Consider the following 26,706-nt stretch of genomic DNA (forward strand, 5'->3'; position numbering starts at 1 on the left):
TCTTCAGAGCCAGATGGTGTTGGGGCCGTCCACCGACGGCTCCAACGCCTCGCCCTGGTAGAGGCGCGTCAGGGGCGTGGTCACGCGGTCGGTGGGACCGGACTTGAACCGAGGGCCTCCGAAGGCGGCGATGGTCGCGTACTGCCGCTCCAGCGCGCGGCGGTCCTGGGCGGCGACCGGGCGCACGAAGGCCATGATCGCCTGGCGCTTCAGCCAGGCCGGCGCGCGGCCCTTCGGCGTGGTCCAGCAGCCGAAGCCCCGGAAGCGGTCCTGCGTCTCCGGCACGAAGAAGGCCGTGGCGCATAGGGTCAGGCTGTCCTTCTTCTCCCAGCGCCCCTGGAACGTCACCGGCGGATAGTAGCGGCCGACGCTGCGCTGGCGATCGCCCTCCAGCAGCCGCGACATCCAGCCCCGGTCGGGCTCGTCCTGCTCGTAGACCACCTCGACGCCGTTCGGGTGTTGGATCACGGTCTGGCGCACGGCCTGGCGCTTGCCGCTGACCCGGATCAGGCCGTCGTGCACGAAGTTGGTGTGGAACGGGTCTAGGATGTTCTCCAGCGCATCGAGGGCGCGGGCCTTCCACGGTGGCTGGCTCCACCAGAAATGATCGTGGTCGGGATCGCCTAGCAGCGGCGGCAGCACGAGGTCCGGTTGCTCCGGATCCGGCTCCAGCCGCACGAACACCGCCCCGTGCCGCTCGACCAGATCGATCCGTCGCGCGCTCAGGCGCTCGGCGTTCACCGCTTCGCTGGTCCCCGGGATCTCGACGCAGCCGCCCGAGCCGTCGAACTTCCAGCCGTGATAGGGGCAGCGGATCGCGCCATCGACCACCTTGCCGTCCGACAGCGGATAGTTGCGGTGTGGACAGCGATCCTCCAGCGCTGCGGCCGCGCCCTGGGCGTCGCGGAACAGCACCAGCGGCACGCCGGCCAGTTGGCGCGCCAGGGGCTTAGCCGTCAGCTCCCTGGACAGACAGACGGGCAGCCAGGTTCGGGTCAGGCCGGCGGGGAAGGGCGTCATCCGGCGGCGATCCTTTCCAGGGTCGGGGTCAGGGCGTCCAGCGCCTTGGCCAGCAAGGCGTAGCCCGCCCGCCGCCAGGGGGGAAGATGGTCGTCGAACACCATCTGGTGCTCCAGCGCAGGGGTCGCGCCCCGGTGGCGCTTGAAGGCCGCCGCGCCGGCCGAGCCGTTGACCGCCAGGCCCTGCTCGACGGCGTGCTGGACCGACAGCGCCATGGCGATCCGGAACAGGCCCTCGGCCTCGGGCCGGCTTCTGTCGTGACCCAGCATCGGCGTGGCCAGCTCGCCGCCGCAGGTCTGGTCGGCGGCGAAGGCGACAATCTGGCCCGACGCCGCGCGCACCAGCGACAGGTGCAGCACGCCTGCCGTGATGGCCGCCGCCAGCGCCGCCGCCGTGTAGCGCGGATTGGCGCGGGAATATTTGTCGATATAGACGCCGGCATAGAGCGCCAGCAGCCGCTCGATCTCCGCCGGCGTCTGCCTGGCGTCGGTCTCGACCGTGAAGCCGCCGGCTTGCGCGAGGGCGAGATCGCGCCTCACGTCGCGGCGCGGCGCCCATTGCCTCTCGGGATCGGGCAGGCGCCAGATCAGCCGGCTCAGCAGCCGCCGCCCGCCGGCCGTCCGCATTCGCGCCAGCAGGCCGGCGTGATCGACGGCGTTCAGGCTGCGCCAGACGATCGTCCGGTCGGGATAGGCCGCCCGCAGCGCCGTCAGCGCCTCGTCGAGCCCAACGCCGTCCCAGCCGCCGTGCAGGCTGGTCGAGAACAGCAGGTGGTTCACATGGACGGCGTCGTCGGCCCGGGTGACCCGCAGCAGGCCCTCGGCCAGCCAGGACGCGGCCTTGGCCGCCAAGGCCTCGCCGCCCTTCAGTTCGCGGTCGATCTCTTCGCGCAGGGTTGGCCCGTAAGTCACCGTCGGCGCGGTGAGCCAGCAGGCCTGCCGTCCTTGCGGGATCGCGAGCGCAAGCGCCCGATCGTGTAGCTGCAGCGCCGCCAGGTCGAAGCGAGCGTTCTCCAGCGCGCCAGCCGGCCCGAGAGCCGCCAGGGCGCGCGCGTAGGCGCCGACCGCCGGATCGCCCCAGTCCAGCGCCGGATCATCCACGGCCGCGACCCGCACGGCGCTCACGCCGGGTCTCCGTTCCACTCGATGTCGGCCGTCATGGCCGCGGCCAGCGAGCGGCCGGTCGCTAGCGCCTTCAGGCCGAACGCCGCGCTGTCGACCAGCGCCCCCAGCAGCGGCGCCCGGTCGCCCGGCGCGGTCAGCACGTCGCGGCCGTCTCGGCGCAGGGCGTTCCAGTCGGCCAGACGTCGTTGCCGCAGCGCGGCGGGTAGGCCCAGCAGCCACAGCGCCGGCGCGACATGCAGCGGCGGCGCATCGTCCGGCTCGACGCATGGCCCGTCCGCCACGAAGGCCCGGCCGAACGCCGCGCTGCGCTGGAACAGGTGCACGCCGCTGGTCGCCCGCGGATTGCACTCCAGCAGCCAGGGCGCGCCCTCGGCGTCGATGATCACGTCGCAGGCGAACTGTCCGTCGCTGACGATCTGCTCGGCCAGCTTGGCGGCGAGATCCCGCAGCACTGTCACCGTCTCGGCCGGTGGCGCGACGAACGCGTAGCTGGCGCCGCCCCGATCTCGCCAGGCCGAACCATAGGCGCTGAACGCCGTCAGCCGTCCGCCCCGCGCTACGGCGTAGAACGACACCTCGGTCCCGACCACGCAAGCCTGCGCCACCCACGGCCGCTCGGGCGATATCGGCAGGGCCGCGACCTGCTCGGCTGCGGGCCGGATTAGGGCATGGACGCCGAAGCGGGAATATTCCGGCTTGAACACCAGCTCGCCCGCCGGCGGCAGGCCGGCCAGGTCGGCGGGGCTGGTCAGGCTCCAGGTTCGCGGAACCGGCAGGCCTTCGGCGACACCCGCCTCCGCGAACAGCCGCTTGGAATGCAGCCGTCGCAGCGTTGCGAACGACGGCGCGAACAGCGTCGCGGCCAAGGTCGGGCGCCGCTCGGCCAGCGCCGCCAGGTGGAACACCTCCTCGCAGGTCGCCACGACCAGGGTCGGCGCCAGCGTATCGACCAGGTCCTCGACGTCGTGGGCGAAGGTCTCGGGCCGCGTCACCGGCGAGGCGTAGGCGTGCACCGCCTCGGGCGCCTTCGACAGCCGCGCCGCCCGTGACGGGCTGCAATCGGCCATGCGTACGCGCACGCCCGCCGCCCGGAACGACCGGGCCAGGTCCAGCGCCGCCGGTGCCCTCGCGCCGGTGATCAGGACCAGCGGGCTCACGGCCGCCACCGCACGCGCCGCCGCTTGGGCCGGGTCTCGACCTCGGCCGAGACTTCCGCCGCTACGGGCCAGTCCACGCCATGCGCCGCCAACAGCGCCTCGATCGCCGCGCGGGCCGGCGCGACGTGCGCGGCTTCTTCGACCAGAACCCGAACCCCGCCCGGCGAAGCCTCGGCCCGCCACGGCGCCAGCGGCGTTAGCGCCGCCTCCAGCACCGCTTCGACCTCGCGCGGAAAGATCATCGCCTCGCCCGACCGCCAGACGTCGCCGATGCGCCCCTCTACCGGCCGGATCGCCAGCCGCGGCGAACCGCAGCGGCAGGGCGGGGCTGGTTCGATCAGGTCGTCCAGCCGCACCCGCACCATCGGCTGGGCCGTGCGGCGCAGGTCGGTGACGATGGGCCGAAAGCGCGTCCCGCCGGGCAGGGGATCGCGCTCGACGATCAGGTTCTCCTCGTTGAGGTGCAGGGTCCCCAGGCGGCACGGCGCGCCCAGGAAGCCCTCGGTGGCCTGATAGAGCGGCGCGGGCCGGCGGCCGAACGCCCCGGCCAGCAGTTCGCCCTCGCGCTCGCCCAGCGGCTCGGCGCCGTAATAGAGGCCCTCCAGCCCATGGACCCAGCCGTCGGTCTCGCCCAGCCGCGCCAGTCCGGCCAGCACGTGCGGCGGGGCCACCAGATGGGTCGGCGCGAAGGCCCGCAGGGCGGCGGCCTGGGCCTGCGGGCGCTCGTCGAGGCCGATGAAGGCGAAGGCCGCGCCCGCGCTGCCGATGTCCTCGTAGAGCCTGTTGTTGGCCCGCAGGATCAGGGCGGCGCGGATCGGACGCAGCAGCCGTCCCGGCGCGACCAGCTTGCCCAGCAGGGTCCCGATATAGTGGTCGCGCTCGGCCGGGGTGGTCAGGAACACCCCGCGCGCGCCCTGGCTGCCGGTCGAGAACCCCGCCTGGGCGCCGCCGGGCAAGGCGGCCTCGCCCCCATCCTCCGCCGCCTGCGCCGCCGCCAGGATCGAGGCCGCATCGAGCCCCAGGCTGTTCCAGGCCGAAAGGTCGCCGCGCACCTGCGCCGGCTCGTGCACCGGAAAGTCCGCCAGCGGCCGCCCGGCCAGGGACGCCAGCGCCGGCGTCCGGGCCAGGGCCGGTGCGAGCCGCCGCCAAAGCCGGGCTTGCCGCCGCTCAAGCGCCGCCCGGTCGCGCAAGGACCGCTCGGTCAGCCGCGCGTCCAGATAGGCGGCGGCGATCCGGCCTGCGCGGCCCAGGCTCAAGGGGTTTCCGCGGTCGCCGCCGCCTCCCGGCAGTGCGACGGGGTCAGCACCACTTCGGGCGCCCGCGTGTGCAGGGCGTGAAGGTCGCCCAGGGTCGCGCGATAGCGGTCGGTGCGGCCCAGCAGGGCGGTCGTGAAGGCCGGCGGCGGGCGGTTCTCGCGGATCGCCTTCAGCGACCAGGCCGCGTCGCCGACGAAGAACCACAGCCGATCGTCGCTCCCCCGCGCCGCCAGCCCCCAGTGGCCGGGGCAATGGCCGGGCAGCTCGACGGCGATCAGGCTGCCGTCGCCCAGCAGGTCCGCGCCGCTCTCGAACGGCGCCAGTTCGGAGGGCAGGGCGATGCGCGGCCGGTCCTCGAAGAACACCGCCCGCGCCTCCACATCGGCCGGCAGCAGCCCGGCCAGCAGGCCCCGCCGCACGCCCGCGAACCGGCTCAGCCCCTGAATCTGCTCCAGTCCGGCGCGGGCGCAGAGGATCTTCGCGTTCGGAAAGGCCGGCAGGCCCGCCACGTGGTCGCCGTGGAAGTGCGAGACGATCACGCCCTGGATGTCGTCGGGCGTCAGGCCGAATCGCCCGATCTGGCGGGCCACGGGCTCGTCCTCGCCCAGGGTCACGGGCGTGGCCAGCGCATAGAGCTTTTCGGGCCAGCGGCGGGTGGCGCGGAAGAAGGCCGGGTCATAGCCGGTGTCCCACAGCAGCGGTCCCGCCGTCGGGTGCAGGATCAGGGCGGTCAGGGCCGGAAAGTCGACCGGACACAGGCTGCCGCCGCGCAGGGCCGCGGCCTCCGGGTGCACGCAGGCGCCGGCCTTCAGCAGGTGGATGTCGCAGCGCACGGCGGTCATGCCCGCGATCCTTCGGTCCAGAGGCGGGCCAGTTCAAGGGCGGCGGCGCGGGCGTCGTGGCGGGGCGTCCAGCCGAGGTCGCGCCGGGCGGCGGTCAGGTCGAAGGTCTGGGAGAAGGCCAGGGTCGCCGCGCCGTAGCGGGTGATCGGCGGCTCGGGCCGTCCGGGCAGCAGGGCAGCCACGCCCTCGGCCAGCGCGGCCCCGGCGAACAGCAGCGGCCAGGGCGCGGACATCAGCCGCAGCGATCGGCCGGTCGCCGTCGCGAACTCCAGCGCGAAATCCCTAACGCTGACCGCCGTCCCGCCCGAGACGTTGAACGCCCGCCCGCCGATCGCCGCGCGCCGCTGGTCGGCCAGCAGCAGGGCCTGGGCCGCGTCGCGCACGTCGGTCAGTTCCACCAGCGCCCGGCCGCCGCGCGGCAGCGGCGCGCGGCCCCGGGCGACCAGCGCCAGCAGGCGCGGCAGCAGCACCTTGTCGTCCGGCCCCACCAGGGCGCGTGGCCGCACGGAAACCGTGAAGAAGTCCGGCCCGTTCGCCGCCAGCACCAGCCGCTCGGCCGCCAGCTTGGTGCGGGCATAGGCGTTCATCGGCCGCTCTGCCGGCGCGTCGGCCTCGGTCAGGTTCAGCCGGTCGCGCGGCTCGGTGTAGATCGACGGCGACGAAACGAAGACCAGCCCCTCGCAGCCGGCGGCGCGAGCAGCGGCCAGCAGGTCGCGGGTCATGCCCACATTGGCCCGCTCGAAGGCCTCGTCCGGTCCCCAGGGGCTGGACAGGGCCGCGGCGTGGAACACCACGTCGATGTCCCGGCAAAGCTCGGCGGCGCGACCCGGATCGGCGACCAGGTCGGCCTCCACCGTCTCGACGCCCATGGCCCGCAGCCGTCGCGCGGCCGCCGCATCGCGCCCCGTCGCCCGCACGGCGTAACCCTCGGCCAGCAGGGCGGCGGTCAGGGCAAGGCCCAGCCCGCCCGTGGCGCCGGTGACGAGCGCCTGGCGCATCAGACCCGCAGGACCATCGCGCCGATGCTGATGCCGGCGGCCGTGCCGACCAGCAACACGCTCGAGCCCGGCGTCAGCCGCCCGTCTCGCCAGGCGCTGTGCAGGGCGGTGGGAATGGAGGCGGCGATCTGGTTGCCGTGCTCGCCGAACACGTCGACCACCCGGGCCGGATCTCCGCCGACCATCTTGCGCAGGTGATCCAGGCCCGGCCGGCTGGCCTGGTGAGGCACGATCAGGCCTACGCTCTCCCGGTTCAGGCCGGCGTCCTCCAGAACCTTGTCGATCACCGGCGGCAGCCGCTTGGCGGCGGCCTTGAAGATGCCGAACGGGTCCATGTGGAACTTGGCGGCGTCCTCGAAGGCCTCCAGCCCGTCCTCCAGCCGCACGCGCGAGCCGCCGGCCTTCAGGGTGGCGAGATCCCGGCCCTCGCCATAGCTCTCGAACCGGCGGGCGAGCAGGGCCGGGCCATCCTCATCGTCTCCGGCCTCCAGGCAGGCCGCCGCCGCGCCGTCGCCGAAGATCGCGCTGGCCGTCGGTTGGCGCCAGTCCAGGCCCGCCGAGGCGATGTCGCTGGAGACCACCAGGGCCCGACGCCAGCGCCCGGTGGCGAAGCCCATGGCCGCCACGTCCACCGCCGCCAGGAACGACAGGCAGCTCTGGTTGACGTCGAAGGCGCTGATGCCCGAGCGGCCCAGGCCCAGGGCCTGCTGCACCAGGATCGAGGTGCCGGGGATCGGCTGCTCCATAACCCCGCCGGCCCCGATCAGCACGTCGAACTCGCCGTCCGCCCAGCCGGCCGCCGCCAGGGCGTCGCGCGCCGCCGCCGCGCCCATCATCGAGGCGGTCTCGTCGGGCGAAGCGAAGCGGCGCGAGGTCAGGCCGAACTGGGATTGGGTGAAGCCGGCCTCACGCCCGTAGCGGGCGTCCAGCTCGTCGGAGGCCAGGGCCAATCGGGGTTCGTAGACGCCCAGGCCGCACAGCCGCAGCGGCGTGAAACCAGACATTACGCGACCCTTCCAAAGCGCTACAGAGATCAACGCTTAGTCGTGTGCGCTCGCGTCCGCAACGAAGCACAAGGTAGGCGCGCAAACAAAAAGGCCTCGCTTTCGCGAGGCCTTTCCGTAATTCCGAAGCCGGAAGAAGCGCTTAGCCGCGCTTCTCGACGTCGATGTAGTCGCGCTGGGTCGAGCCCGTGTAGAGCTGACGCGGACGACCGATCTTGCGGGTCGGGTCCTCGAACATTTCCTTCCACTGGCTGATCCAGCCGACGGTGCGGGCCAGGGCGAACAGCACGGTGAACATGTTGGTCGGGAAGCCCATCGCGCGCAGGGTGATGCCCGAGTAGAAGTCGATGTTCGGGTACAGCTTGCGCTCGATGAAGAACGGATCGCTCAGGGCGATCTTTTCCAGCTCCATGGCCACTTCGAGCAGCGGGTCGTTGATGCCCAGCTGGCCGAGGACCTCGTGGCAGGTCTTCTGCATGACCTTAGCGCGCGGGTCGAAGTTCTTGTACACGCGGTGGCCGAAGCCCATCAGCTTGTGCTTGCGCGCCTTCACGCCCTCGATGAACTCGGGGATCTTGTCGACGGTGCCGATCTGCTCGAGCATCTCCAGGGCTTCCTGGTTGGCGCCGCCGTGCGACGGGCCCCACAGGCAGGCGATGCCGGCGGCGATGCAGGCGAACGGGTGAGCGCCCGACGAACCGGCCAGACGGACGGTCGAGGTCGAGGCGTTCTGCTCGTGGTCGGCGTGCAGGATGAAGATGCGGTCCATGGCGCGGGTCAGGACCGGGTTCGGCTTCCAGTCCTCGGCCGGGACCGAGAAGCACATGCGCAGGAAGTTTTCCGAGTACGACAGGTCGTTGCGCGGCGACACGAACGGCTGGCCGATCGTGTACTTGTAGGCGCGAGCGGCGATCGTCGGCATCTTGGCGATCAGGCGGTGGGCGCTGATCTCACGCTCGCGGGCGTCGTCGACGTTCATGCTGTCGGCGTAGAAGGCCGACAGGGCGCCCACGGCGCCGGTCATGACGGCCATCGGGTGGGCGTCGCGACGGAAGCCTTCGAAGAACCGGTCGAACTGCGCGTGCAGCATCGTGTGGTAGGTGATGTTGTTCTCGAACTTGGCCAGTTCGGCGGCCGTCGGCAGTTCGCCGTTCAGCAGCAGGTGGCAGACTTCGAGGAACGACGACTTCTCGGCCAGCTGGTCGATCGGATAGCCGCGGTGCAGCAAAACGCCGGCTTCGCCGTCGATATAGGTGATCTTGCTCTCGCACGACGCGGTCGAGGTGAAGCCCGGATCGAAGGTGAAGTGGTCGCTTTCGCCATAGACCTTGCGGATGTCCAGAACGTCCGGACCCGTGCTGCCCTTGAGGATCGGCAGGTCGTAGCTCTTATCGCCGATCGTCAGCGTGGCTTTGTCGGTCATGCGAGAGACCCTTTCAATAATGGAACGATCAGTCCAGTTTTGTATTTCGCGGGTGCGTTATAGCGCCTCATGCGCGCGACGCCAGCGCGTCGTCAAGACGCCCCAGCGACTCGTCACGACCAAGGGCGGTCATGATCTTGTTCAGGTCGGGCGCCTGGGCCCCGCCGGTGAGGATTCCGCGCAGCGGCGGGCCGAACTTGCCGAAGCCGACAGCCTCCGATTCCGCGAACGATTTCAACAGCGTCTCCAGCTCCGAAACGCCCCAGACCGGAGCGGCGGCCAACTGGTCACGAAGTCGTGCGAGGCGCGCGACCGTTTCCTCGGAAAGCTGCTTGGCGGTTTTTTCTTCGAGCGTCAGCGGGCGCACCTTGAGCGCGAACGCCACGTGTTCACCCAACTCCAGGATGGTCTTGGCGCCTTCCTTGACCTGCGGAACGGCGCCGGCGATGCGCGCTTCGGCGTCGGCCGGCAGGTCGGTCCCGGCGGCGGTCAGGGCCTTCAGCGTCAGGGCGGTCAGGCGCGCGTCGTCGGCCTGGCGCAGGTGCTGGCCGTTGATGAAGTTCAGCTTGGCCCAGTCCAGGCGGGCAGGGGCCTTGACCACGTCCTTGACGTCGAACCAGCTGATCGCCTGTTCGTCGTTGAACACCTCGTCGTCGCCGTGGCCCCAGCCCAGGCGCGCCAGGTAGTTGCGCATGCCCTCGGGGATGTAGCCCATGTCGGCGAACTCGCCGACGGCCTGCGCCCCGTGGCGCTTGCTGAGCTTGGCACCGTCGGGGCCGTGGATCAGCGGGATGTGGCCGAAGGCCGGCACGGTCCAGCCATTGGCCTGGTAGATCAGGGTCTGGCGGGCGGCGTTGTTCAGGTGGTCGTCGCCGCGGATCACGTGGGTGACGCCCATGTCGTGGTCGTCGACCACGACGGCCAGGTTGTAGGTCGGGGCGCCGTCAGCCCGCAGCAGGACCAGGTCGTCGAGATCGGCGTTGTTGAAGGTCACCGGACCCTTGACCTGGTCGTCGACCAGCGTCGTGCCCTCGGTCGGGCCCTTGAAGCGGATGACGTGCGGCAGGCTGGGATCGTTGGGCGGCGGTGCGTCGCGCCAGGGCGAGCGCAGGGCCGGGCCGCCGGCCCGAGCCAGTTCGCGCGCGGCGGCCAGCTCCTCGACGGTCATCCAGCAGCGATAGGCGCGGCCGGCCGCCAGCATCTCCTCGACGACGGCCCGATGGCGGTCGGCGCGGCTGTACTGGAAGACGACTTCCTCGTCGGACTTCATGCCCAGCCAGTCGAGGCCTTCGAAGATCGCGGCCACGGCCGCTTCGGTCGAACGCTCGCGGTCGGTGTCCTCGACGCGAATAAGGAACTTCCCACCCGTATGGCGTGCATATAACCAGTTGAACAGCGCCGTTCGGGCGCCGCCGATATGCAGGAAGCCGGTCGGCGACGGGGCGAAGCGGGTGACGACGCCGCTGGGGGCGGGGGAGGAACTGGACATAGGCTTCGAAGCTGACGGTCTGGAGGCCGCGGGGGCGGCGGGAGGCTCGGCGGCTGCGCGCGACGCAAGCGCCGGCCGCTGGGCGGCGCGTCTTAGCACGGCCGTTCGAAGGTGTCCTAGTCCCGCGGCGCTCGCTTCACAGGCGATCGATGAGGCAAGGCTCAACGCCGGCCGCTGGATGCTGTGGGCGCCGGTCGCCTTCGGCCTGGGCGCGGCCGGCTATCTGGAGCTGAAGGTCGAGCCGTCCTGGTCGCTGCTGGCCCTGGTCGCGCTGGCCTTGGCCGTGCTCGCCATCTGGAGCCGGGGCTGGCCGCGCTGGAGCGGCCTGGCGATTCCCATGACCCTGGCCGCCTTCGCGGCTTCGGGCGGCTTGGCCGGCAAGATCCGCTGCGACCGCGTCGCCGCGCCGGTCATGCCGGTCGAGCGGAGCGTGCGGGTGATCGACGGATTCGTCGTCGACGTGGTCTCGCCCGGCGCGGCCGGACCACGCCTGCTGATCGCGCCGGTGTCAATCTCACGGCTTTCGCCTTCAGCCACGCCCACCCGGATCCGCGTCAGCCTGGCCGAGGGCGAGACCGCGCCGTCGCCCGGTTCGCCCCTGCGGCTGAAGGCCATGCTGTCGGCCCCGCCGCCGCCAGCCGCGCCCGGGGCCTACGACTTCGCCCGCGACGCCTGGTTCAACGGCGTCGGCGGCGTCGGCTTCGTGGTCGGCCAGATCGAGGACGCCGCGCTGGATCCGCCGCCCTGGCGGCTGCGCCTCTCCATGGCGATCAACGCCGTGCGCTGGGACCTGGCCTCGCGCATCGTCGCGCGCCTAGGGCTGGACAGCGGCGGCATCGCCGCGGCCATGGTCACCGGCCACGAGGCCTGGGTGACGCCCGAACAGACCGAGGCCATGCGCGCCTCGGGCCTGGCGCACATCCTTTCGATCTCCGGCCTGCACATGGCCATCGTCGGCGGCTTCGTGTTCGCGGCCGTGCGACTGCTGATCGCGGCCTGGCCGTGGGTCGCCCTGCGGGTCTCGGGCAAGAAGATCGCCGCCGTGGCCGGTCTGGCGGCCGTCGGCGCCTACCTGATCATCTCCGGCGCGCCGCCGCCGGCCCTGCGCGCGGCGATCACGGCGGCCGTGGCTTTCCTGGCGATCCTGGCCGACCGCCAGGCCGTCAGCCTGCACGGGCTGGCCCTGGCGGCCCTGATCATCCTGGTCGCCCAGCCCGAGTCGGCCGGCGCGCCCGGCTTCCAGATGTCGTTCGCCGCCACCGCCGCCCTGGTCACCCTGGCCGAGGCCTGGCCGCGCCAGCCGCGCGAGATCTCGGTGCCCTGGCCGATCCGCTTCACCCAGGCCGCCATGGGATGGCTCGCCATCAGCGTCGGGGCCAGCTTCGTGGCCGGCATGGCCACCGGCCCCTTCGCCATGCAGCACTTCAACCGCGTCGCCGTCTGGGGCTTGCCGGCCAACCTGGCGGTGTCGCCGCTGTCGTCCTTCGTGATCATGCCGTTCCTGGCGGTCGGGGCCGTGCTGGAGCCGCTTGGCCTAGGCGCGCCGTTCCTGGCCGTCGCCGGCTGGGGCATAGACGCCATGACCGCCATCGCCCGCTGGTTCGCCGGCGCCCACGGCGCCCAGCAGGTGGTCGCCAGCGGCCCGCCCTTCACCCTGGCCCTGTCGTTCCTGGGCATCATGCTGCTGTGCCTGTGGAAGGGCCGGCTGCGCTGGCTTGGTGTTCCGCTGGCTCTCGCCGTCGCGCTCTGGCCGCGCCCGGCGCCGCCCGACCTGTGGATCGCCGCCGACGGCGCCACGGCCGCCGCGCGCCGGGGCGGGGAGGCGGTGCTGCTGCGCCCCGACGCCCGCCGCTTCGGCGCCGATCTCTGGGCCCGTCGCCGGGGTCTGACGCCCATCGCCGGCAAGGACTTCGCCTGCGACCGCGTCTCCTGTGCGCCGCTCGCGTCGGCCCCGGTCGCCGTCAGCCTGTCCTGGACCCGCCGCGCGCCCGACTACGCCGGCCTGCAGCGTCTCTGCGCCGGGGCGCAGGTGGTGGTGTTGCGCGGACCGCGTCCCGCCGTCCTGCCGGCCGCCTGTCACGACGCCGTCGTGCTGGCGGGCGAGGATTTCGCCGCTCGCGGTTCGGCCGAGCTCTGGCGCCGCCGCGACGGCTGGTGGATCGTCTGGGCCCAGCCCCTGCGGGGGAGGCGTCCCTGGGTGACGACTGCTGACAGAATTGCGCAAGAACCGGGCGGATAACGCCAGCTGACCGGTGTAGCCGGCCCTCTGCTTTCTCGAGTGAAGGACTACCGATGACCGACGCCGCCAACTTCGCCGCCCGCCGCGCCGCCTTCCGCGCCCTGCACGCCGACGGCTTCTTCGTCCTGCCCAATCCGTGGGACGCCGGCGGCGCGGTCCGGCTGCGGAAGCTGGGCTTCAAGGCCCTGGCCTCGACCAGCGCCGGCATGGCCTGGTCCTGGGGCCGCGCCGACGGTGAGGTCACGGTCGATGAGGTGCTCGAGCATCTGCGCGCGCTGGTCGCCGCCACCGACCTGCCGGTCAACGCCGACTTCGAGGCCGGTTTCGCCGACGCGCCCGAAGGCGTCGCCGCCAATGTCGCCCGCGCCGTCGAGACCGGCGTCGCCGGCCTCTCGATCGAGGACCGTATCGGCAAGGATCTCTACGAGCTGCCAGACGCGGTCGCCCGCATCGCCGCCGCCCGCGCCGCCATCGACGCCTCGGGCCAGGACGTGATCCTGGTCGGCCGCACCGAAGGCTTCCTGATCGGTCGCGACGACCTCGCCCCGACCATCGAACGGCTCAAGGCCTATGCCGACGCCGGCGCCGACTGCCTCTACGCGCCGGGCGTGACGAAGTACGACGACATCGCCGCCATCGTCGCGGCCGTGGCGCCCAGGCCGGTCAACGTGCTGCTGTGGGGACCCGACATGAAGCTCGCCGACCTGCCGGGCCTGGGCGTGCGCCGCGCCAGCACCGGCGCGGCCCTGGCGGCGGCCGCCTGGGCCGGTTTCGACGCGGCGGCCAAGGAACTGGCCGGTCTGGATCGCTGATCAGCGGACAGTGATGTCCGGAGCGCCGCGACGGATGCGGTATTCGAGCGTGATCAGCAGATCGCGGCCGGCGGTCGGCCGTCCGTCCCGCGTGACGGCGTCCACGTCGTGCCTGGCCAGCAGCTTGAGGGCGGCCAGACCAAATTCGGGGCTGTTTGACGGTGTTACGTTCAGCACGGCGCAGTTCGTCAACACGCCCTTGCTGGCGATCGTGCAACGCGCCTGGACGTCTCCAGTCCTACCAACCCGCATGGCGCGATCGGGATAGAAGCCGCCGAGCTGGCTGGAGGCGTGGAACCCGATGTCCGCGAGCGTCAGCGGCGGTTCGGCCGCCGGCGCTTGCAACGCCAAGGCCAGCATCACTCCGATCATCGCGGTCATCCCCTCTGGCATCCCCTCTCTGGTTGTCGATCGTGGCTAGGACGCTTCGGGGGTGAGGTTCGAGGGCGCGGACCTGCCAGGTTCGCGCTCCTGCGCCGTCATCGGTGCGGTTCGACCCGCTCTAGAGGAGCTCCAGCGACCAGATCTGGTCGACCAGGTCGTGGCCGAACTGGCGGCCCGGCGTTTCGCGGACCAGTTGGAAACCCGCCCGTTCATAGAGCCGACGAGCGGCGGTCAGGGCGCTGACGGTCCAGAGGTCCAGCCGTTGGTAGCCGAGCGCGCGGGCGCGGGCCACGCAGGCCTCGACCAGCCGTCCGCCCACGCCCAGTCCGCGCGCCTGCGCTTCCACATAGAGCAGCCGCAGCTTGGCGACGCCCGGCGCATCGCCGCGCACCAGGAAGATCGAGCCGACCATCCGGCCGCCGGCCTCCGCGATCCAGGCGTCGTCCCGGGTAGGATCGAAGTTGTGGTGGAAGTCGGCCAGGATCCCCGCGACCAGCGCCTCGTAGTCGCCGTTCCAGCCGTACTCGGCCGTGTAGAGGGCCTGCTGGCGGGAGGCGACGAGGCCCAGGTCGCCAGGCCGCAGGGCCCGCAGCGTCACCTCCGGCGCGCCGCCCTCGAACACGTCGTTGATCGCGCCGGCCGCCTCGATCAGGCGCGCCCGCTGCAGCGGATGCAGCCCCTCGATCAGGGCGCCGACGCTGGCCCGGGTGTTGGCCTCAAGAGCCGCGAAGGTCGCGCGGCCCTCGTCGGTCAGGGTCAGCAGCTGGTGGCGGCCGTGCGCCGGGTTTTCGCGCGCCGTGACCAGGCCCCGCTCGGAGAAGCGCTTGATCGTGCGGCTGACCTGGGCCGGATCCAGGCGCAGGGCGCGGGCGAGGTCGGCGGCCACGGGATCGGTCCGGTTGGCCAGTTCGTAGAGGACCCGCGCCTCGCTCAGCGTGAACGGGCTGCCGTCATAGCTGGCGTCCAGCAGGCCCAGGCGGCTTGTGTAGACGCGGTTGAAGGCCCGCAGGGTGGCGACGTCGGTGTCGTGGCGATCGGTCATGCGGCCTCCAATGTTGATCGCGTCAATATTGGAGTTTTGTTGATTGAGTCAACACAAGCGTGAGGGGCGCTTCTCGCAACGAAAAGGGACGCGACCTTCCGATCGCGTCCCTTCGAAATCCCGGCCTTCAGGCTGTCGCCGTCAGTGATAACGACGGATCAGGCCCACCAGCTTGCCCTGCACCTCGACCTGGTCGGGGCCGAAGATGCGGGTCTCGTACTTGGGGTTGGCCGCTTCCAGGGCGATCGAGCCGCCTTTCTTGCGCAGGCGCTTCAGCGTGGCTTCCTCGCCGACCAGGGCGACGACGATCTCGCCGCTGTTGGCCGTGTCGCCCTTCTTGATGATCACATAGTCGCCGTCGAGGATGCCGGCCTCGATCATCGAGTCCCCCTGCACCTCGAGGACGTAGTGCTCGCCGCCGCCCAGCATGGTCTCGGGCACCGGCAGGCGGTCGCGTTCGTGCTGGATGGCGTCGATCGGCGTGCCGGCGGCGATGCGGCCCAGGATCGGCAGCTCGCGGCTGTCGTTGGCGACCGGCAGGGTCGGGGCAGGGGCCGAAGGAGCGGGGCCGCCGCCTTCCAGCACCTGCGGCCGGAACGCGCCTCGGCCCTTGGGCGGGGCGGCCGTCGTGGCCTGCTGCGGCAGCTTCACCACCTCCAGCGCCCGGGCCCGGTGGGCTAGGCGACGGATGAAGCCGCGCTCTTCCAGGGCCGTGATCAGCCGGTGGATGCCCGACTTCGACGCCAGGTCCAGGGCCTCCTTCATCTCGTCGAAGGAGGGGGAGACGCCGGTCTCCTTGATCCGTTCGTGGATGAACATCAGCAGCTCGTGCTGCTTGCGGGTGAGCATGACGGCCTCGCAAGTCGTCGCGGAACAAACCGCAAACCTTTCGAGTGTTCTCTAGGTGTTCTTGGTTAAGGTCAAGTGAATTACAGCGACCGGCGTTCTGCCAATTTGCTTGCAGCGCCCATGTCAGGACCTGCGTCCTAAGCGACTGATTTTACGCCGGATAAGTCCGCCGTTCTCAGTCGGTCGCGCAGGGCCGCGAAGACGAACCGAGCCGTGATTTTCCGTAGACGGTGCGATCGCGCCGCGCCCGAAGCGCCGAGAATATCACCGCCGATACCGCGATTCCCGGCCCGCGGCCCCTGATTCACAGCCGCTGGAAAGACCGATTCCATCGCGGGCCGGCGCCGCTTTCCCACGAGAACACCACCATCTCGGCCCGGCCGACCAGGTTCTCGAACGGCACGAAGCCCATACCGATCTGCGCGGGCAGATTGGCGTCCACGGCCGGGTTCCAGGCGCAGCGAGCCTGGCCGGGCGGGATCGGGCCCGGGTCGAAGCGGCTGTCGAGCGAGTTGTCGCGGTTGTCGCCCATCACGAAGTAGCAGCCCTCCGGCACGCGATAGACCGCGGTGTTGCCGGCCGCCGTGCGCGGGCCGTAGCTGTTGATCAGGTGGGTCCCGCCACCCGGCAGGGTCTCGGCGAAGTGCTCGGTCGGCAGCACGCCGAACGGCGTGTCCTCCATCCGCGTCCCCAGCGGCCGCAGAGCCACTGGCGCGCCGTTGATGCGCAGCACCCCGTCCACCACCTGCAACTCGTCGCCGGGCAGGCCGATCAGGCGCTTGATCACGTCGGTGCGGCCATCGCCCGGTTTCTTGAACACCACCACGTCGCCGCGCGCGGGCTCGCGGCCCATCAGCCGGCCATGGCCGATCTGCGGGCTGAACGGCGCCGAGTGGCGGCTCCAGCCATAGGCGAACTTGTTCACGAGGATGCGGTCGCCGATCAGCAGGGTCGGCTCCATCGAGCCGGACGGGATCAGGAACGGCTGGCACAGCACGGTGCTCGGCACGACCACGATGGCCGCCGTCAGCGCCAGGGTCTTGGCCCATTCGATCAGATGGGTACGAAGCGACGTCTTGCCGGCGGTCATGCGAAAAGCCCCTCGATGTCGAACACCGAGGGGCATTGAGAAGCGCGAGCTTGGCCGAAACGTGGCCGAGCGCCGTTACGGGAAGTCTAGCCGATCAGCTCGCGCGTGGCGGCCGTGACGTCGGCCTGGCGCATCAGGCTTTCGCCGACCAGCATGGCCGTGGCCCCGCAGGCTTCCATCCGCACTACGTCGGCATGGGTGAAAAGGCCGCTCTCGGTGACCAGCAGCGAGCCGGCCGGCGCCAGCTGGGCCAGGCGCTCGGTCACGGCCAGATCGACCACGAAGCTCTTGAGGTCGCGGTTGTTGACCCCGAACAGGGTGGCGCCCAGCTTGCCGGCGCGCTCAGTCTCGGCCTCGTCGTGCACCTCGACCAGGGCGTCCATGCCAAGGCGCGCGGCCTCGGCCATCAGCTCGGCCGCCAGGGCGTCGTCGATCATCGCCAGGATCACCAGGATGGCGTCGGCGCCCAGGGCGCGGCTCTCAGCCACCTGCCACGGGTCGACCAGGAAGTCCTTGCGGATGCAGGGCAGGGCGGTCGCCGCCCGGGCGGCCACCAGATACTCGTCGGCGCCCTGGAAGCTCGGGCCGTCGGTCAGCACCGAGAGACAGGCCGCGCCGCCGTCCTCATAGGCTTTCGCCAGCACCGGCGGATCGAAGTCGGCGCGGATCAGGCCCTTCGAAGGCGAGGCCTTCTTGATCTCGGCGATCAGGGAAAGCTTCCCCGGCGCGTGTTTGGCCTCCAGCGCCGCCTTGAAGCCGCGCGGCGCCGAAGCGGTCTTGGCGGCGGCGTCCACGTCGCCTTGCGAGCGCACGGCCTTCCGGCCGGCGACGTCCTCGCGCTTGTAGTCGGCGATCTTGGCGAGAATGTCGGTCATGCGGTCACAGGTTCGGCGTTGGTAGCGGCCACGAGGCCGGCGAGGGCGGCCTTGGCGCGGCCGTCGTCGAGCACGGCTCCGGCCAGCTCCACGCCTTCGCGCAGGGTCTCGACCTTGTCGGCCACCAGGAAGGCGGCGGCGGCGTTGAGCAGCACGATGTCGCGATAGGCGCCGGTCTCGCCGTCGAGCAGGCGGGTCAGGGCCGCGGCGTTGAAGGCCGGGTCGCCGCCGGTGATCTCGGCCAGCGAGGCGCGCTGCAGGCCCACGGCCTCGGGCGTGATGGTGAAGAGGCGGATCGCCCCCTCGCGCCATTCGGCCACCTCGGTCTCGCCGGTGATGGTCAGCTCGTCCATGCCGCCGCCGTGCACCGACCAGGCGCGTTCGGCGCCCAGGGCGCCCAGCGCACGAGCGATCGGCTCGACGAAGCGCGGCGCCGAAACCCCGACTACCTGCCGCTTGGCGCCGGCCGGATTGGTCAGCGGACCCAGCAGGTTGAAGATGGTGCGGAAGCCCAGCTGCTGGCGGATCGGCGCCACGTGCTTCATCGCCCCGTGGTGCGACTGGGCGAACAGGAAGCAGATGCCGGCGCTGTCCAGCGCGGCGCGCTGCTGCGTCAGCGTCGCGTCGATATTGACGCCCAGGGCCGCCAGCACGTCGGCGGTGCCCGACTTGCTGGTCACAGCGCGGTTGCCGTGCTTGGCGACCTTCAGCCCGCCGCCGGCGGCCACGAAGCCCACGGCGGTGGAGATGTTCAGGGTGTGGAGGCCGTCGCCGCCGGTGCCGCAGACATCGACGACGTCATAGGGGTGTTCCAGATGCACGGCGGCGCGGCGCATGGCGCGGGCGCAGGCGGCGATCTCGCCCACGGTCTCGCCGCGCAGGCGCATGGCGGTGACCGCGGCGGCCACCTGGGCCGGGGTGGGCTCGCCGCGCAGGCAGGCGCTGAAGAAGACCTCGGCGTCGTCTTCCGAAAGGGTCTGGCCGTCGGCCAGCTTGGCCAGCAGGGGCTTGAAGGCGTCGGACATGTCTCTAGCCCCGTCCTAGACCCAGATCTGGGCGTCGCGGCGCACGCCAGCCAGGTCGAGGAAGTTGGCCAGCAGCTGGTGGCCGCCCTCGGTGGCGATGGATTCGGGGTGGAACTGCACGCCGTGCACGGGACGGGTCTTGTGCTGCACGCCCATGATCTCGCCGTCGGCGGTCCAGGCGGTGACCTCCAGCTCGGCCGGCAGGTCTTCGCGGCGCACGGCCAGGCTGTGATAGCGGGTGGCGGTGAACGGGTCGGGCAGGTCCTTGAAGATGCCCTTGTTGGCGTGGCGGATCGGGCTGGTCTTGCCGTGCATGACCTCCTTGGCCCGCACCACCTCGCCGCCATACGCTTGGCCGATGGCCTGGTGCCCAAGGCAGACGCCCAGGATGGCCAGGTCGTCGGGCGCGCCGCGCAGCAGCGGCAGGCAGATGCCGGCCTGGTCGGGGGCCTTGGGGCCCGGCGACAGCAGAACCGCCTGCGGCTTCAGGCCCAGGGCCTCCTGCACCGTCAGGTCGTCGTTGCGATGGACGAGCGTCTCCGCCCCCAGCTCGTTCAGGTAATGCACGAGGTTGTAGGTGAAGCTGTCGTAGTTATCGATGACCAGGATCATGACGCCGCCTTTCAGGCCTCGCTTCTAGTCCGGGCAGGGGCGGCGCGTCATCCCTTTACGGAGAGAGTTTTTCTGTTTCCCCCTCAAAGCATGTTTCAGCCAGCGGCGAACGGCCGCGCCGTCGGGCCGTTGCCACCGGGGCGCGATCGGGCATGATTTCCCGCATGTCCGTCGCTGATTCCGCCCTCGACACCGCCGCCCTGTCCTACGCCCGCGCCCTGCTGCGCGCGCCGCGCCGGCGTCAGCGGATCATGCCGGTCCTGATGGCCGCGGCCTTCGCGGCCAGCGCCGCCGTCAGCTTCGCGGCCGTGATGGTCCTGGCCCCGCCGGCCGTCACCCAGCACCTGCCGAAGGAGCGCCTGGGCGACTAGGCCGCAGGCCGCTCAAAATGGGTTCCCAAGGTTGTGAATCCGGCTTGATCCACCGCAGATATCAAATCACCCTCCCGCATCTTTGGGATGCACGGGGGTGCACATGCGACAACTCGGACTCTTGGGCGGAGCGGCTCTGGCCCTCGCCCTGCCGGCCGGAACGGCCTTGGCCCGCCAGGCGGCTCCGGTCTCCGACCCGCCGATCCTCACCACGATCGCGCCGGGCGAAGGCCCGCCCGAAACGCCGCTGAAACTGTTCGGCGCCGTGCCGGCCCCGCCGCCCAAGGGCGACGAGGTCGAGGCCAATCTCGACATCGTCCTGCTGAAGGCCAAGATCTGGAACCCCAACAGCGGCAAACAGGTCGGCAAGGACAAGTACGAGGGCGCCTTCGACGACGTCGAACTGCGGGCCTATCAGGACCGCCTGCATCCGTCGGAGCCGGGCCGGCCCTACGTTGCGCCGGCCCTGGTGTCGCGTCCTGGCCAGACGGTGCGGGTCAAGATTCGCAACCTGCTGCCGGCCGAGGCCAACTGCCCCGGCCACCCCGAGGACATCAACGAGCCGCACTGCTTCAACACCACCAACCTGCACAGCCACGGCCTGTGGGTCAGCCCGGCGGGGATCAGCGACAACGTCCTGCGCCAGCTGCCGCCCAATCCGACCTTCACCTACGAGTACGAGTACAACATCCCCGGCGACCACCCGGCCGGCACCTTCTGGTACCACCCGCACGTCCACGGCTCGACGGCGATCCAGGTCTCCAGCGGCCTGGTCGGCGCGCTGGTGATCAAGGGCGACCGCCTGCCGCGCGTGGTCGAGGCCGGCGGCGACCTGCCGGCCCGCAAGGTGGTTCCGGGCGACATCGACGTGCTGCTGGCAAAGTCGCCCGACCACGTCTTCGTGCTGCAACAGATCCAGTACGCCTGCCGTGACGCCGAGGGCAAACCCAAGGCCCGCATCCTCACGCCGTCGCGCAAGAACTGGTACTGCGACGCGGGCGACACCGGCGTGCTCGACAGCTACGACATCATCGGCGGCGGCAACTGGTCCAATTCCGGCCGCTTCACCACCGTCAACGGCGCCACGCTCGAGACCCTGAACCAGAAGGCCGTGGCCGGCGCGCCCGAGCGCTGGCGCTTCATCCACGGCGGGGTGTCCGACACGGTCAAGATCTCGATCCGCAAGCGTATCGGGACCAGCCCGCTGGCCGCCCTGGCCAAGGTCGGGCCGCTGGGCCAGGACGCCCTGATCGCCAAGGAATGCGCGCCGTCCAGCGAGGCGGTGTCGCAGTTCGAGATCGCCGCCGACGGCCTGACCCGCCAGAAGGTGCTGGAGCGCAAGGCCACGGTCATGCAGCCCGGCTATCGCAGCGACCTGCTGGTGGCCTTCGCCGAGCCCGGCTCCTACTGCGTCATCGACGAGCTGGTGAACGTCCAGCAGTCGGGCGTCGAGGGCAGCGCCGAGCGTCGCCAGCTGCTGTTCGTGGTCGAGGTCGCGCCGGGCGCCGGCCCGGTCGCGCCGCCGGCCGATCAGGTCAAGACGCTGTTGGTCAACGCCGCCAGCAACCTGCCGATCACCGACGCGACACTGAAGGAGCAGGTCGTCGCCGACCTGCGCCGCGACCTGACCCTGGCGTCGTTCGCGCCGCACCCCAGCCTGCTGGCCGACAAGATCGACAACGAGCAGACCCTGGTCTTCTCGCTGCAGGCGCCGCCGTCCAAGCCGGGCGGCAAGTCGGGGCCGGGCATCGGCCGCACCGACACCGACGTCAAGCGCTTCGATCCCAACGACTTCTCGCGCACCCTGGTGCTGGGCGACACCGACCGCTGGACGCTGTCGGTCCAGAAGGGCGACTTCAAGGTCGGCCACCCGTTCCACATCCACGTCAATCCGTTCGAGCTGGAATCGGCCACCAAGGGCGGCGTCGACCTGACCAAGGATCCGAACTCGGAATATTTCGGCCTGACCGGGGTCTTCAAGGACACGCTGTTCGTCGAGCCGGGCGTCGTGGTGAAGGTGCGCAGCCACTACGCCCGCTACATCGGCGACTTCGTCCTGCACTGCCACATCCTCAACCACGAGGACAAAGGCATGATGGAGATGGTCCGCGTGGCCGACCGCGGTCCCGACGGCAAGCCGATCGCCTTGGGCCATGGTCTCACCGACGTCGCTGGGCCGGAAGGCGCGGCCCGTCCGCCGGGCCATATGGACCACTGACGAAAAAGGGGGCGGCCTTCGCGGCCGCCCCCTTCATTTACTCGATATCCGAAGCCCGTCAGGCGAAGCGCCAGGCTTCCTCGGCGGCGCGCTTGAGGGCGCGGGACTTGTGCAGGGTCTCGTCGTATTCGGCGTCGGCGTCGCTGTCGGCCACAACGCCGCCGCCGGCCTGGACGTACATCATGCCGTCCTTGACCAGGGCCGTGCGCAGCACGATGCAGGTGTCCACCGAGCCGTCGGCGCCGATATAGCCAACCGCGCCGGCGTATCCGATGCCGCGCTTTTCGACCTCCAGTTCGTCGATGATCTCCATCGCCCGCACCTTGGGCGCGCCCGACAGCGTGCCGGCGGGGAGGGCGGCCATCAGCACGTCCACCGGATCGACGTTCTGCGGCGCGTCGCCCTCGACGTTCGAGACGATGTGCATCACGTGGCTGTAGCGCTCGATCGTGAAGCTGTCGGTCACGCGGACGTTGGCGTGCTTGGCGCCGCGGCCCGGGCCGCCGTTGTTGCCGGCCTGGCCCAGCATGGCCACGCGGCCCACGTCGTTGCGGCCCAGGTCAAGCAGCATCAGGTGCTCGGACCGCTCCTTGGGATCGGCCAGCAGCTCCTTCTCCAGCGCCAGGTCTTCTTCCGGCGTGGCGCCGCGTGGGCGGGTGCCGGCGATCGGGCGAATGGTGATCTTGCCGTCGCGCAGGCGCACCAGGATCTCGGGGCTGGACCCCACCAGGTTGAAGCCGTCCAGGTCCAGGAAGAACAGGAACGGCGACGGGTTGGTCCGGCGCAGCGAGCGGTAGAGGGCGAAGGCGTCCAGACCGAAGGGGGCGCGGAACCGGTGGCTGGGCACCACCTGGAAGATGTCGCCGGCCCGGATGTACTCCTTGGCCTTCTCGACCACCTCGCGATAGTCCTCGCGGCTGACCGGGGTGGTGAACTCCATCGGGCCCTGCGGACTGCGCGGAGCGTCGTGGGCCAGCGGACGGCGCAGGTCGGCCATCACCGATTCGATGCGCTCGCGAGCCGCCGCATAGGCGTCCTTGGCCGACACGCCCGGGGTGGGGCGCGCCGTCGTGGTCAGCACGATCTCCTGGGCGATGGCGTCGAACACGGCCACGATCGAGGGCCGGGTCATGATGCCGTCGGGCAGGCCCAGGCTGTCGGGATTGATGTCCGGCAGCTTCTCGACCAGGCGCACGGTGTCGTAGCCCAGCGCGCCGAAGATGCCCGCCGCCATCGGCGGCAGGCCGGCCGGCAGCTCCATCTTCGACTGCGCGATCAGGTCGCGCAGGCTGTCCAGCGCGCCGCCTTCCAGCGGCGTGAACTTGCCGGCGGCGATGTCGCCGTCGCGGGCGATCTCGGCCTGGTCGCCGCGGCAGCGCCAGACGACGTCCGGCTTCATGGCCACGATCGAGTAGCGGCCGCGCCAGGCGCCGCCCTCGACGCTTTCGAACAGGAAGGCGTAGGGACGACCGTGGCCGATCTTCAGATAGGCCGAGACCGGGGTCTCCAGGTCGTCGATCAGCCGCGTCCAGACCAGTTGCGGGAGGCCGGCGTCGTAGCCGGCCGCGAAGGCGTCGAAGCCCGGCTCGAGGCTCATTGAGCCGCGCCCGGCTTCGTGGCCGTGTCCTTGCCCGACTTGGCCAGGGCGTCGGTGTCGACGCCGAGGGCCTGGCGGGCCAGGGTCAGGTTGGTCTTCGGCTTCAGCTTGGCCATGGCGGCCACGCGGCTGGCCTGCCCGACGTCGCGCATGTAGGCCATGCTGGTCTGCGGACGCAGGGTCTCGGTGGCGCGAGCGATCTCGGCGGCGTCGCCGGTGTGCACGCCCTCGATGCGGCCGACCACATAGGTCAGCTGCGGCGCGTTTGGCGCGGCCGGGGCGCGGGCGGTGAACACCTCGCCCGGCTTGGCGTTGAAGGCGCCGATCAGCAGGTCGCGGCCCAGGGCCTGGTACTGGCGGGCGTTCTCGCGCGACAGGCCGGCCACCTTCTGCACCTTCGAGCCGGCGGTGGCGGCGACGCTGTCCAGCGACTCGCCCTTGCGGACGCGCGCGGCCAGTTCGTCGGCCTTGGCCTTCAGGCGCTTGGACAGTTCCTGCAGCATCCACTGGTTGGCCAGCGGACCCTTGATCTCGGCCAGCGGGGGCAGGGCGGCGGGAATCACCTTCTCGACGCGGACGGCGAAGTATTCGCCCTTCTCGGCCTCGATCAGGTCGCTCTCGCCGCCGTTCGGCAGAGCGAAGGCGGTCTTCAGCACGTCCGGCGTCAGGCCCGGGAAGGGCTGGCCGGCCAGGTCCGTGCCCTGGGCGGTGATCGGCGCGCTGGTCACGACCACGGCGCCGGCCTTGGCGGCCGCGGCGGGGATGGCGGCGCCGGCGTCGCGCGCGTCCTGGTAGGTCTGGGTCTGCTCATAGGCCTTGGCCTGGGCGTTCTGGACGCGCAGGTCGGCCTCGATCTTCGGACGAGCGGCTTCCAGCGAAGCGGCCTTGGCCGGGGTGATCTTGGTCAGCTTGATCACCGACTGGCCCAGCTCGCCGGCGATCGGCGGGCTGACCTGGCCCTCGGCCAGCGAGAAGGCGGCGTCGGCGACCTTGCGGTCGGGCAGGGCGGTCTTGGGCTTGTCGGCGATGACCACCGGGGTCTTGCCGTAGGCCTTCGCGACGGCGGCCGGATCCTCACCCTTGCGCAGGCGATCGGCGATGGCGGCGGCGGCCTTGGCGTCCGGGGCGACGATCTGGATCAGCGAACGGGTTTCCGGCGCGGCCAGGGTCTCCTTGCGGAAGTCGAAGGTCTTCTGAACCTCGGCCGGGTCGACGGTGACGGTCGGCTCCAGGGCCTTGGCGCTGAAGCGCACGATCGCCAGCTGGCGCGTCTCGGGGCGCGTCAGGGCGGCGGCGTTGTCCTTCATGAAGGCCTGCAGCTGGGCGTCGGTCGGCGCGGCCGGCTGGGGCACGCTGGCCGGGTTGATCGCGAAGGCGGCCAGGTCGCGGCTTTCCAGGCCGTAGACGGCCTGCAGGGCCGAATAGATGCGCGGGGTGCGCAGGCCGTTGGCGACGCTGGCGTAGAACTGCGACTGGGCGATGTCGTCGCGCAGCGAGGCCTCGAAGCGGGTCGGGGTCAGGTTGTTGTCGCGCAGAAGGCGCTCATAGGCCTCCTTGTCGAACTGGCCGGTGATCGGGTTGAACGGACGCTGGCCGACGGGCAGCTCGCTCATCTGCTTGTGCAGGGTGGTGGCGATCAGCGTCTCGGACGGGCGCACGCCCATCTTGGCGATCAGCTCGGCCATCGATTCCTGGAGGGCCAGTTCCTGGACCATCTGGCGGTCCACGCCGCGCGCGACGGCTTCGTCGGGCGTCAGGCTCTGGCCCTGGCTTTCCAGCTGGCGGCGATAGGTGTCGAAGCGGCTCTTGAAGTCCTCGGGCGTGACCTTGCGCGCGCCGACGTCGACCACGTCGGCGGCGGGCGAGCGCTTGAAGACGTCACTGATGCCGAAGACGGCGAAGCTGGCGATCAGCAGGCCGAACAGGACGACCGCGAAGGGTGATTTGGCGAGGGAGCGAAAACCGGCGAGCATGACGTTTGGAACTACCTTCTGAGTTTCGCCCGATGTCGTTCGCACGGACGGTCGCCACGGCGACGCACTCGATGCGAGCAAGCGGGTATAGTAGAGGCCAAGGCGAGTGAGCAAGCCGAAGCGGACTTGACTTCCGAAGGGACCACGTCCCCAAAGCCACTCTCATGACCGTTTCTCTGACGACGCCCCGGCCGTTGATCGCCGGAAATTGGAAGATGTTCGGCCTGGAGGCCTCGCTGGACGAGGCCCGGGCCGTCGCCGCGGCGGTCGCCGAGGCTCCGCCGGCCGCCCGGGTCGCCATCTGTCCGCCCGCCACCCTGCTGCAGCGCATGGCCGAAACGCTTTCCGGTGAGCCAGTGATCGTCGGCGGCCAGGACTGCCACCCGGCCCCGCAGGGCGCCTTCACTGGCGATGTCTCGGCCGCGATGCTGGTCGACGCCGGCGCCCGGCTGGTGATTCTCGGCCACTCCGAGCGGCGCGGCGGCTACGGCGAAACCTGCGAGCTGGTCTCGGCCAAGGTCGAGGCCGCCCTGGCGGCCGGGCTGGAGCCGATCATCTGCTGCGGCGAGACCCTGGCTCAGCGCGAGGCCGGGCAGGCCGAGTCGATCGTCACCGGCCAGATTCGCAACTCGCTGCCGGCCGGCCTGGCCGGCCAGGCCTTCGCCGTCGCCTACGAGCCCGTCTGGGCCATCGGCACGGGCCTGACCCCGACCCCGGCCGACATCACCGCCATCCACAAGGCCATCCGCGCGATCCTGGTCGAACGCTTCGGCGACCAGGGCGCGAGCGTGCCGATCCTCTACGGCGGCTCGGTGAAGCCCGACAACGCCGCCGAGATCCTGGCCACCGAGGAAGTCGGCGGCGCCCTGGTCGGCGGCGCCTCGCTGAAGGCCAAGGACTTCCTGGCGATCATCCGCGCGGCCTGATTTCGGTTTCCGGCTTGAGAGGGAGGGGAGGCCGCTCCCCTCCGGTAAAATCCCCGCGAAAGCGGGGACCCAGGCTTTTCACCGCCCCACTTCGCCTCCCTCGCCCTTGTGGCGAGGGCCCATGCCGGCGACCGCTCAAACCTCGGCCGTCCTCGACAGGTATGAGCAGCTGAACGATGGATCCTGGGCGCAAGGCCCAGGAAGGCGGTGTTGGATTGGGCTGATGGGGATTGGTGAGCGTCTATCCCCGTCGCGCCCGGACCAAACCCCAACCAATCCAATCCCTTGCAACTTTCTCACCGTCCTGGATCAGACGCGCTCAAACCCGCTGCATAATCACTGGGTCTCGCCGCACCGAAGGGGCGCGCGGCCAGCGACCA

23 protein-coding genes are annotated in these 26,706 nt (G+C 70.9%); 5 read left to right on the plus strand and 18 right to left on the minus strand.

The features are described from left to right. Positions 1 to 3: 3 nt before the first annotated feature. The 9 genes from AC07NS_RS21825 to gltX form a co-directional block, all read right to left on the minus strand. The gene (locus tag AC07NS_RS21825; protein ID WP_494606684.1) at positions 4 to 1,020 is read right to left on the minus strand and encodes a Rieske 2Fe-2S domain-containing protein; all 1,017 of its coding nucleotides are present in this window, start codon (positions 1,018 to 1,020) and stop codon (positions 4 to 6) included. Then, positions 1,017 to 2,144 (minus strand): hypothetical protein, encoded by a 1,128-nt coding sequence (locus AC07NS_RS21830; RefSeq protein WP_494606686.1) that lies wholly within the window; start codon positions 2,142 to 2,144, stop codon positions 1,017 to 1,019. Before AC07NS_RS21830 ends, AC07NS_RS21825 begins: the two co-directional genes overlap by 4 nt. Continuing rightward, a complete protein-coding gene (locus tag AC07NS_RS21835) occupies positions 2,141 to 3,301 on the minus strand; it encodes an ATP-grasp domain-containing protein (RefSeq protein WP_494606688.1) in 1,161 nt (386 codons plus the stop codon). The genes AC07NS_RS21830 and AC07NS_RS21835 overlap by 4 nt, the downstream gene beginning before the upstream one ends. Beyond that, the gene (locus tag AC07NS_RS21840) at positions 3,298 to 4,557 is read right to left on the minus strand and encodes a cell division protein FtsA (protein ID WP_494606690.1); all 1,260 of its coding nucleotides are present in this window, start codon (positions 4,555 to 4,557) and stop codon (positions 3,298 to 3,300) included. Before AC07NS_RS21840 ends, AC07NS_RS21835 begins: the two co-directional genes overlap by 4 nt. Further along, on the minus strand, positions 4,554 to 5,399 hold the full coding sequence (locus tag AC07NS_RS21845; protein WP_494606692.1) for an MBL fold metallo-hydrolase: 846 nt from the start codon (positions 5,397 to 5,399) through the stop codon (positions 4,554 to 4,556). Before AC07NS_RS21845 ends, AC07NS_RS21840 begins: the two co-directional genes overlap by 4 nt. Next, the gene (locus tag AC07NS_RS21850) at positions 5,396 to 6,397 is read right to left on the minus strand and encodes an NAD-dependent epimerase/dehydratase family protein (RefSeq protein ID WP_494606694.1); all 1,002 of its coding nucleotides are present in this window, start codon (positions 6,395 to 6,397) and stop codon (positions 5,396 to 5,398) included. The genes AC07NS_RS21845 and AC07NS_RS21850 overlap by 4 nt, the downstream gene beginning before the upstream one ends. Further along, a complete protein-coding gene (locus AC07NS_RS21855) occupies positions 6,397 to 7,401 on the minus strand; it encodes a 3-oxoacyl-[acyl-carrier-protein] synthase III C-terminal domain-containing protein (RefSeq protein ID WP_494606696.1) in 1,005 nt (334 codons plus the stop codon). The genes AC07NS_RS21850 and AC07NS_RS21855 overlap by 1 nt, the downstream gene beginning before the upstream one ends. A 142-nt stretch (positions 7,402 to 7,543) precedes the next feature. Beyond that, positions 7,544 to 8,824, minus strand: coding sequence for a citrate synthase (gltA, locus tag AC07NS_RS21860; RefSeq protein ID WP_494606698.1), 1,281 nt, complete (start codon positions 8,822 to 8,824; stop codon positions 7,544 to 7,546). A 67-nt stretch (positions 8,825 to 8,891) separates the two neighbouring features. Then, positions 8,892 to 10,313, minus strand: coding sequence for a glutamate--tRNA ligase (gltX, locus tag AC07NS_RS21865; RefSeq protein WP_494606700.1), 1,422 nt, complete (start codon positions 10,311 to 10,313; stop codon positions 8,892 to 8,894). 178 nt (positions 10,314 to 10,491) lie between these two features. Between gltX and AC07NS_RS21870 the strand changes: the two genes are divergently transcribed. Together AC07NS_RS21870 and AC07NS_RS21875 are read left to right on the plus strand one after the other, a co-directional pair. Beyond that, complete coding sequence (locus AC07NS_RS21870; protein WP_494606702.1) at positions 10,492 to 12,552, plus strand: ComEC/Rec2 family competence protein; 2,061 nt, start codon at positions 10,492 to 10,494, stop codon at positions 12,550 to 12,552. 53 nt (positions 12,553 to 12,605) lie between these two features. Continuing rightward, positions 12,606 to 13,364 carry an isocitrate lyase/PEP mutase family protein gene (locus tag AC07NS_RS21875; protein ID WP_494606704.1) on the plus strand — a complete coding sequence of 253 codons (759 nt, stop codon included), beginning with the start codon at positions 12,606 to 12,608 and terminating at the stop codon, positions 13,362 to 13,364. Here AC07NS_RS21875 and AC07NS_RS21880 read toward each other — a convergent pair whose 3' ends face one another. The 7 genes from AC07NS_RS21880 to AC07NS_RS21910 all read right to left on the minus strand — a co-directional run bounded on the left by AC07NS_RS21880 (position 13,365) and on the right by AC07NS_RS21910 (position 19,241). Further along, positions 13,365 to 13,745, minus strand: a complete 381-nt coding sequence (locus AC07NS_RS21880) for a TonB family protein (protein ID WP_494606706.1) — start codon at positions 13,743 to 13,745, stop codon at positions 13,365 to 13,367. It abuts the gene before it with no gap. 121 nt (positions 13,746 to 13,866) lie between these two features. Further along, the gene (locus tag AC07NS_RS21885; protein ID WP_494606707.1) at positions 13,867 to 14,790 is read right to left on the minus strand and encodes a bifunctional helix-turn-helix transcriptional regulator/GNAT family N-acetyltransferase; all 924 of its coding nucleotides are present in this window, start codon (positions 14,788 to 14,790) and stop codon (positions 13,867 to 13,869) included. Positions 14,791 to 14,931: 141 nt separating this feature from the next. Then, positions 14,932 to 15,639 (minus strand): transcriptional repressor LexA, encoded by a 708-nt coding sequence (gene lexA / locus AC07NS_RS21890; protein WP_494606708.1) that lies wholly within the window; start codon positions 15,637 to 15,639, stop codon positions 14,932 to 14,934. Between the two features lie 304 nt (positions 15,640 to 15,943). Next, a complete protein-coding gene (gene lepB / locus AC07NS_RS21895; protein ID WP_494606709.1) occupies positions 15,944 to 16,729 on the minus strand; it encodes a signal peptidase I in 786 nt (261 codons plus the stop codon). A gap of 86 nt (positions 16,730 to 16,815) precedes the next feature. Beyond that, positions 16,816 to 17,604, minus strand: a complete 789-nt coding sequence (gene trpC / locus AC07NS_RS21900; protein WP_494606710.1) for an indole-3-glycerol phosphate synthase TrpC — start codon at positions 17,602 to 17,604, stop codon at positions 16,816 to 16,818. Beyond that, positions 17,601 to 18,629: an anthranilate phosphoribosyltransferase gene (gene trpD / locus AC07NS_RS21905; RefSeq protein WP_110122093.1), complete on the minus strand. Its 1,029-nt coding sequence runs from the start codon at positions 18,627 to 18,629 to the stop codon at positions 17,601 to 17,603. Before trpD ends, trpC begins: the two co-directional genes overlap by 4 nt. Before the next feature lie 15 nt (positions 18,630 to 18,644). Beyond that, positions 18,645 to 19,241, minus strand: coding sequence for an anthranilate synthase component II (locus AC07NS_RS21910; RefSeq protein ID WP_494606712.1), 597 nt, complete (start codon positions 19,239 to 19,241; stop codon positions 18,645 to 18,647). A 164-nt stretch (positions 19,242 to 19,405) separates the two neighbouring features. Between AC07NS_RS21910 and AC07NS_RS21915 the strand changes: the two genes are divergently transcribed. Then, complete coding sequence (locus AC07NS_RS21915; protein WP_199228632.1) at positions 19,406 to 19,612, plus strand: hypothetical protein; 207 nt, start codon at positions 19,406 to 19,408, stop codon at positions 19,610 to 19,612. Positions 19,613 to 19,715: 103 nt separating this feature from the next. Then, on the plus strand, positions 19,716 to 21,830 hold the full coding sequence (locus tag AC07NS_RS21920; RefSeq protein WP_494606713.1) for a multicopper oxidase family protein: 2,115 nt from the start codon (positions 19,716 to 19,718) through the stop codon (positions 21,828 to 21,830). A gap of 58 nt (positions 21,831 to 21,888) precedes the next feature. Here the strand turns inward: AC07NS_RS21920 and trpE are convergent, their stop codons facing one another. Continuing rightward, positions 21,889 to 23,427, minus strand: coding sequence for an anthranilate synthase component I (trpE, locus tag AC07NS_RS21925; protein ID WP_494606715.1), 1,539 nt, complete (start codon positions 23,425 to 23,427; stop codon positions 21,889 to 21,891). Next, positions 23,424 to 25,400 (minus strand): peptidylprolyl isomerase, encoded by a 1,977-nt coding sequence (locus tag AC07NS_RS21930; protein ID WP_494606717.1) that lies wholly within the window; start codon positions 25,398 to 25,400, stop codon positions 23,424 to 23,426. Before AC07NS_RS21930 ends, trpE begins: the two co-directional genes overlap by 4 nt. Positions 25,401 to 25,564: 164 nt before the next feature. Here AC07NS_RS21930 and tpiA point away from each other — a divergent pair, with 164 nt between their 5' ends. Beyond that, positions 25,565 to 26,326, plus strand: a complete 762-nt coding sequence (gene tpiA, locus AC07NS_RS21935) for a triose-phosphate isomerase (RefSeq protein WP_494606719.1) — start codon at positions 25,565 to 25,567, stop codon at positions 26,324 to 26,326. The last annotated feature ends 380 nt before the right edge of the window (positions 26,327 to 26,706 follow it).

This window comes from Caulobacter sp. GW821-FHT10A10, from assembly GCF_059415745.1.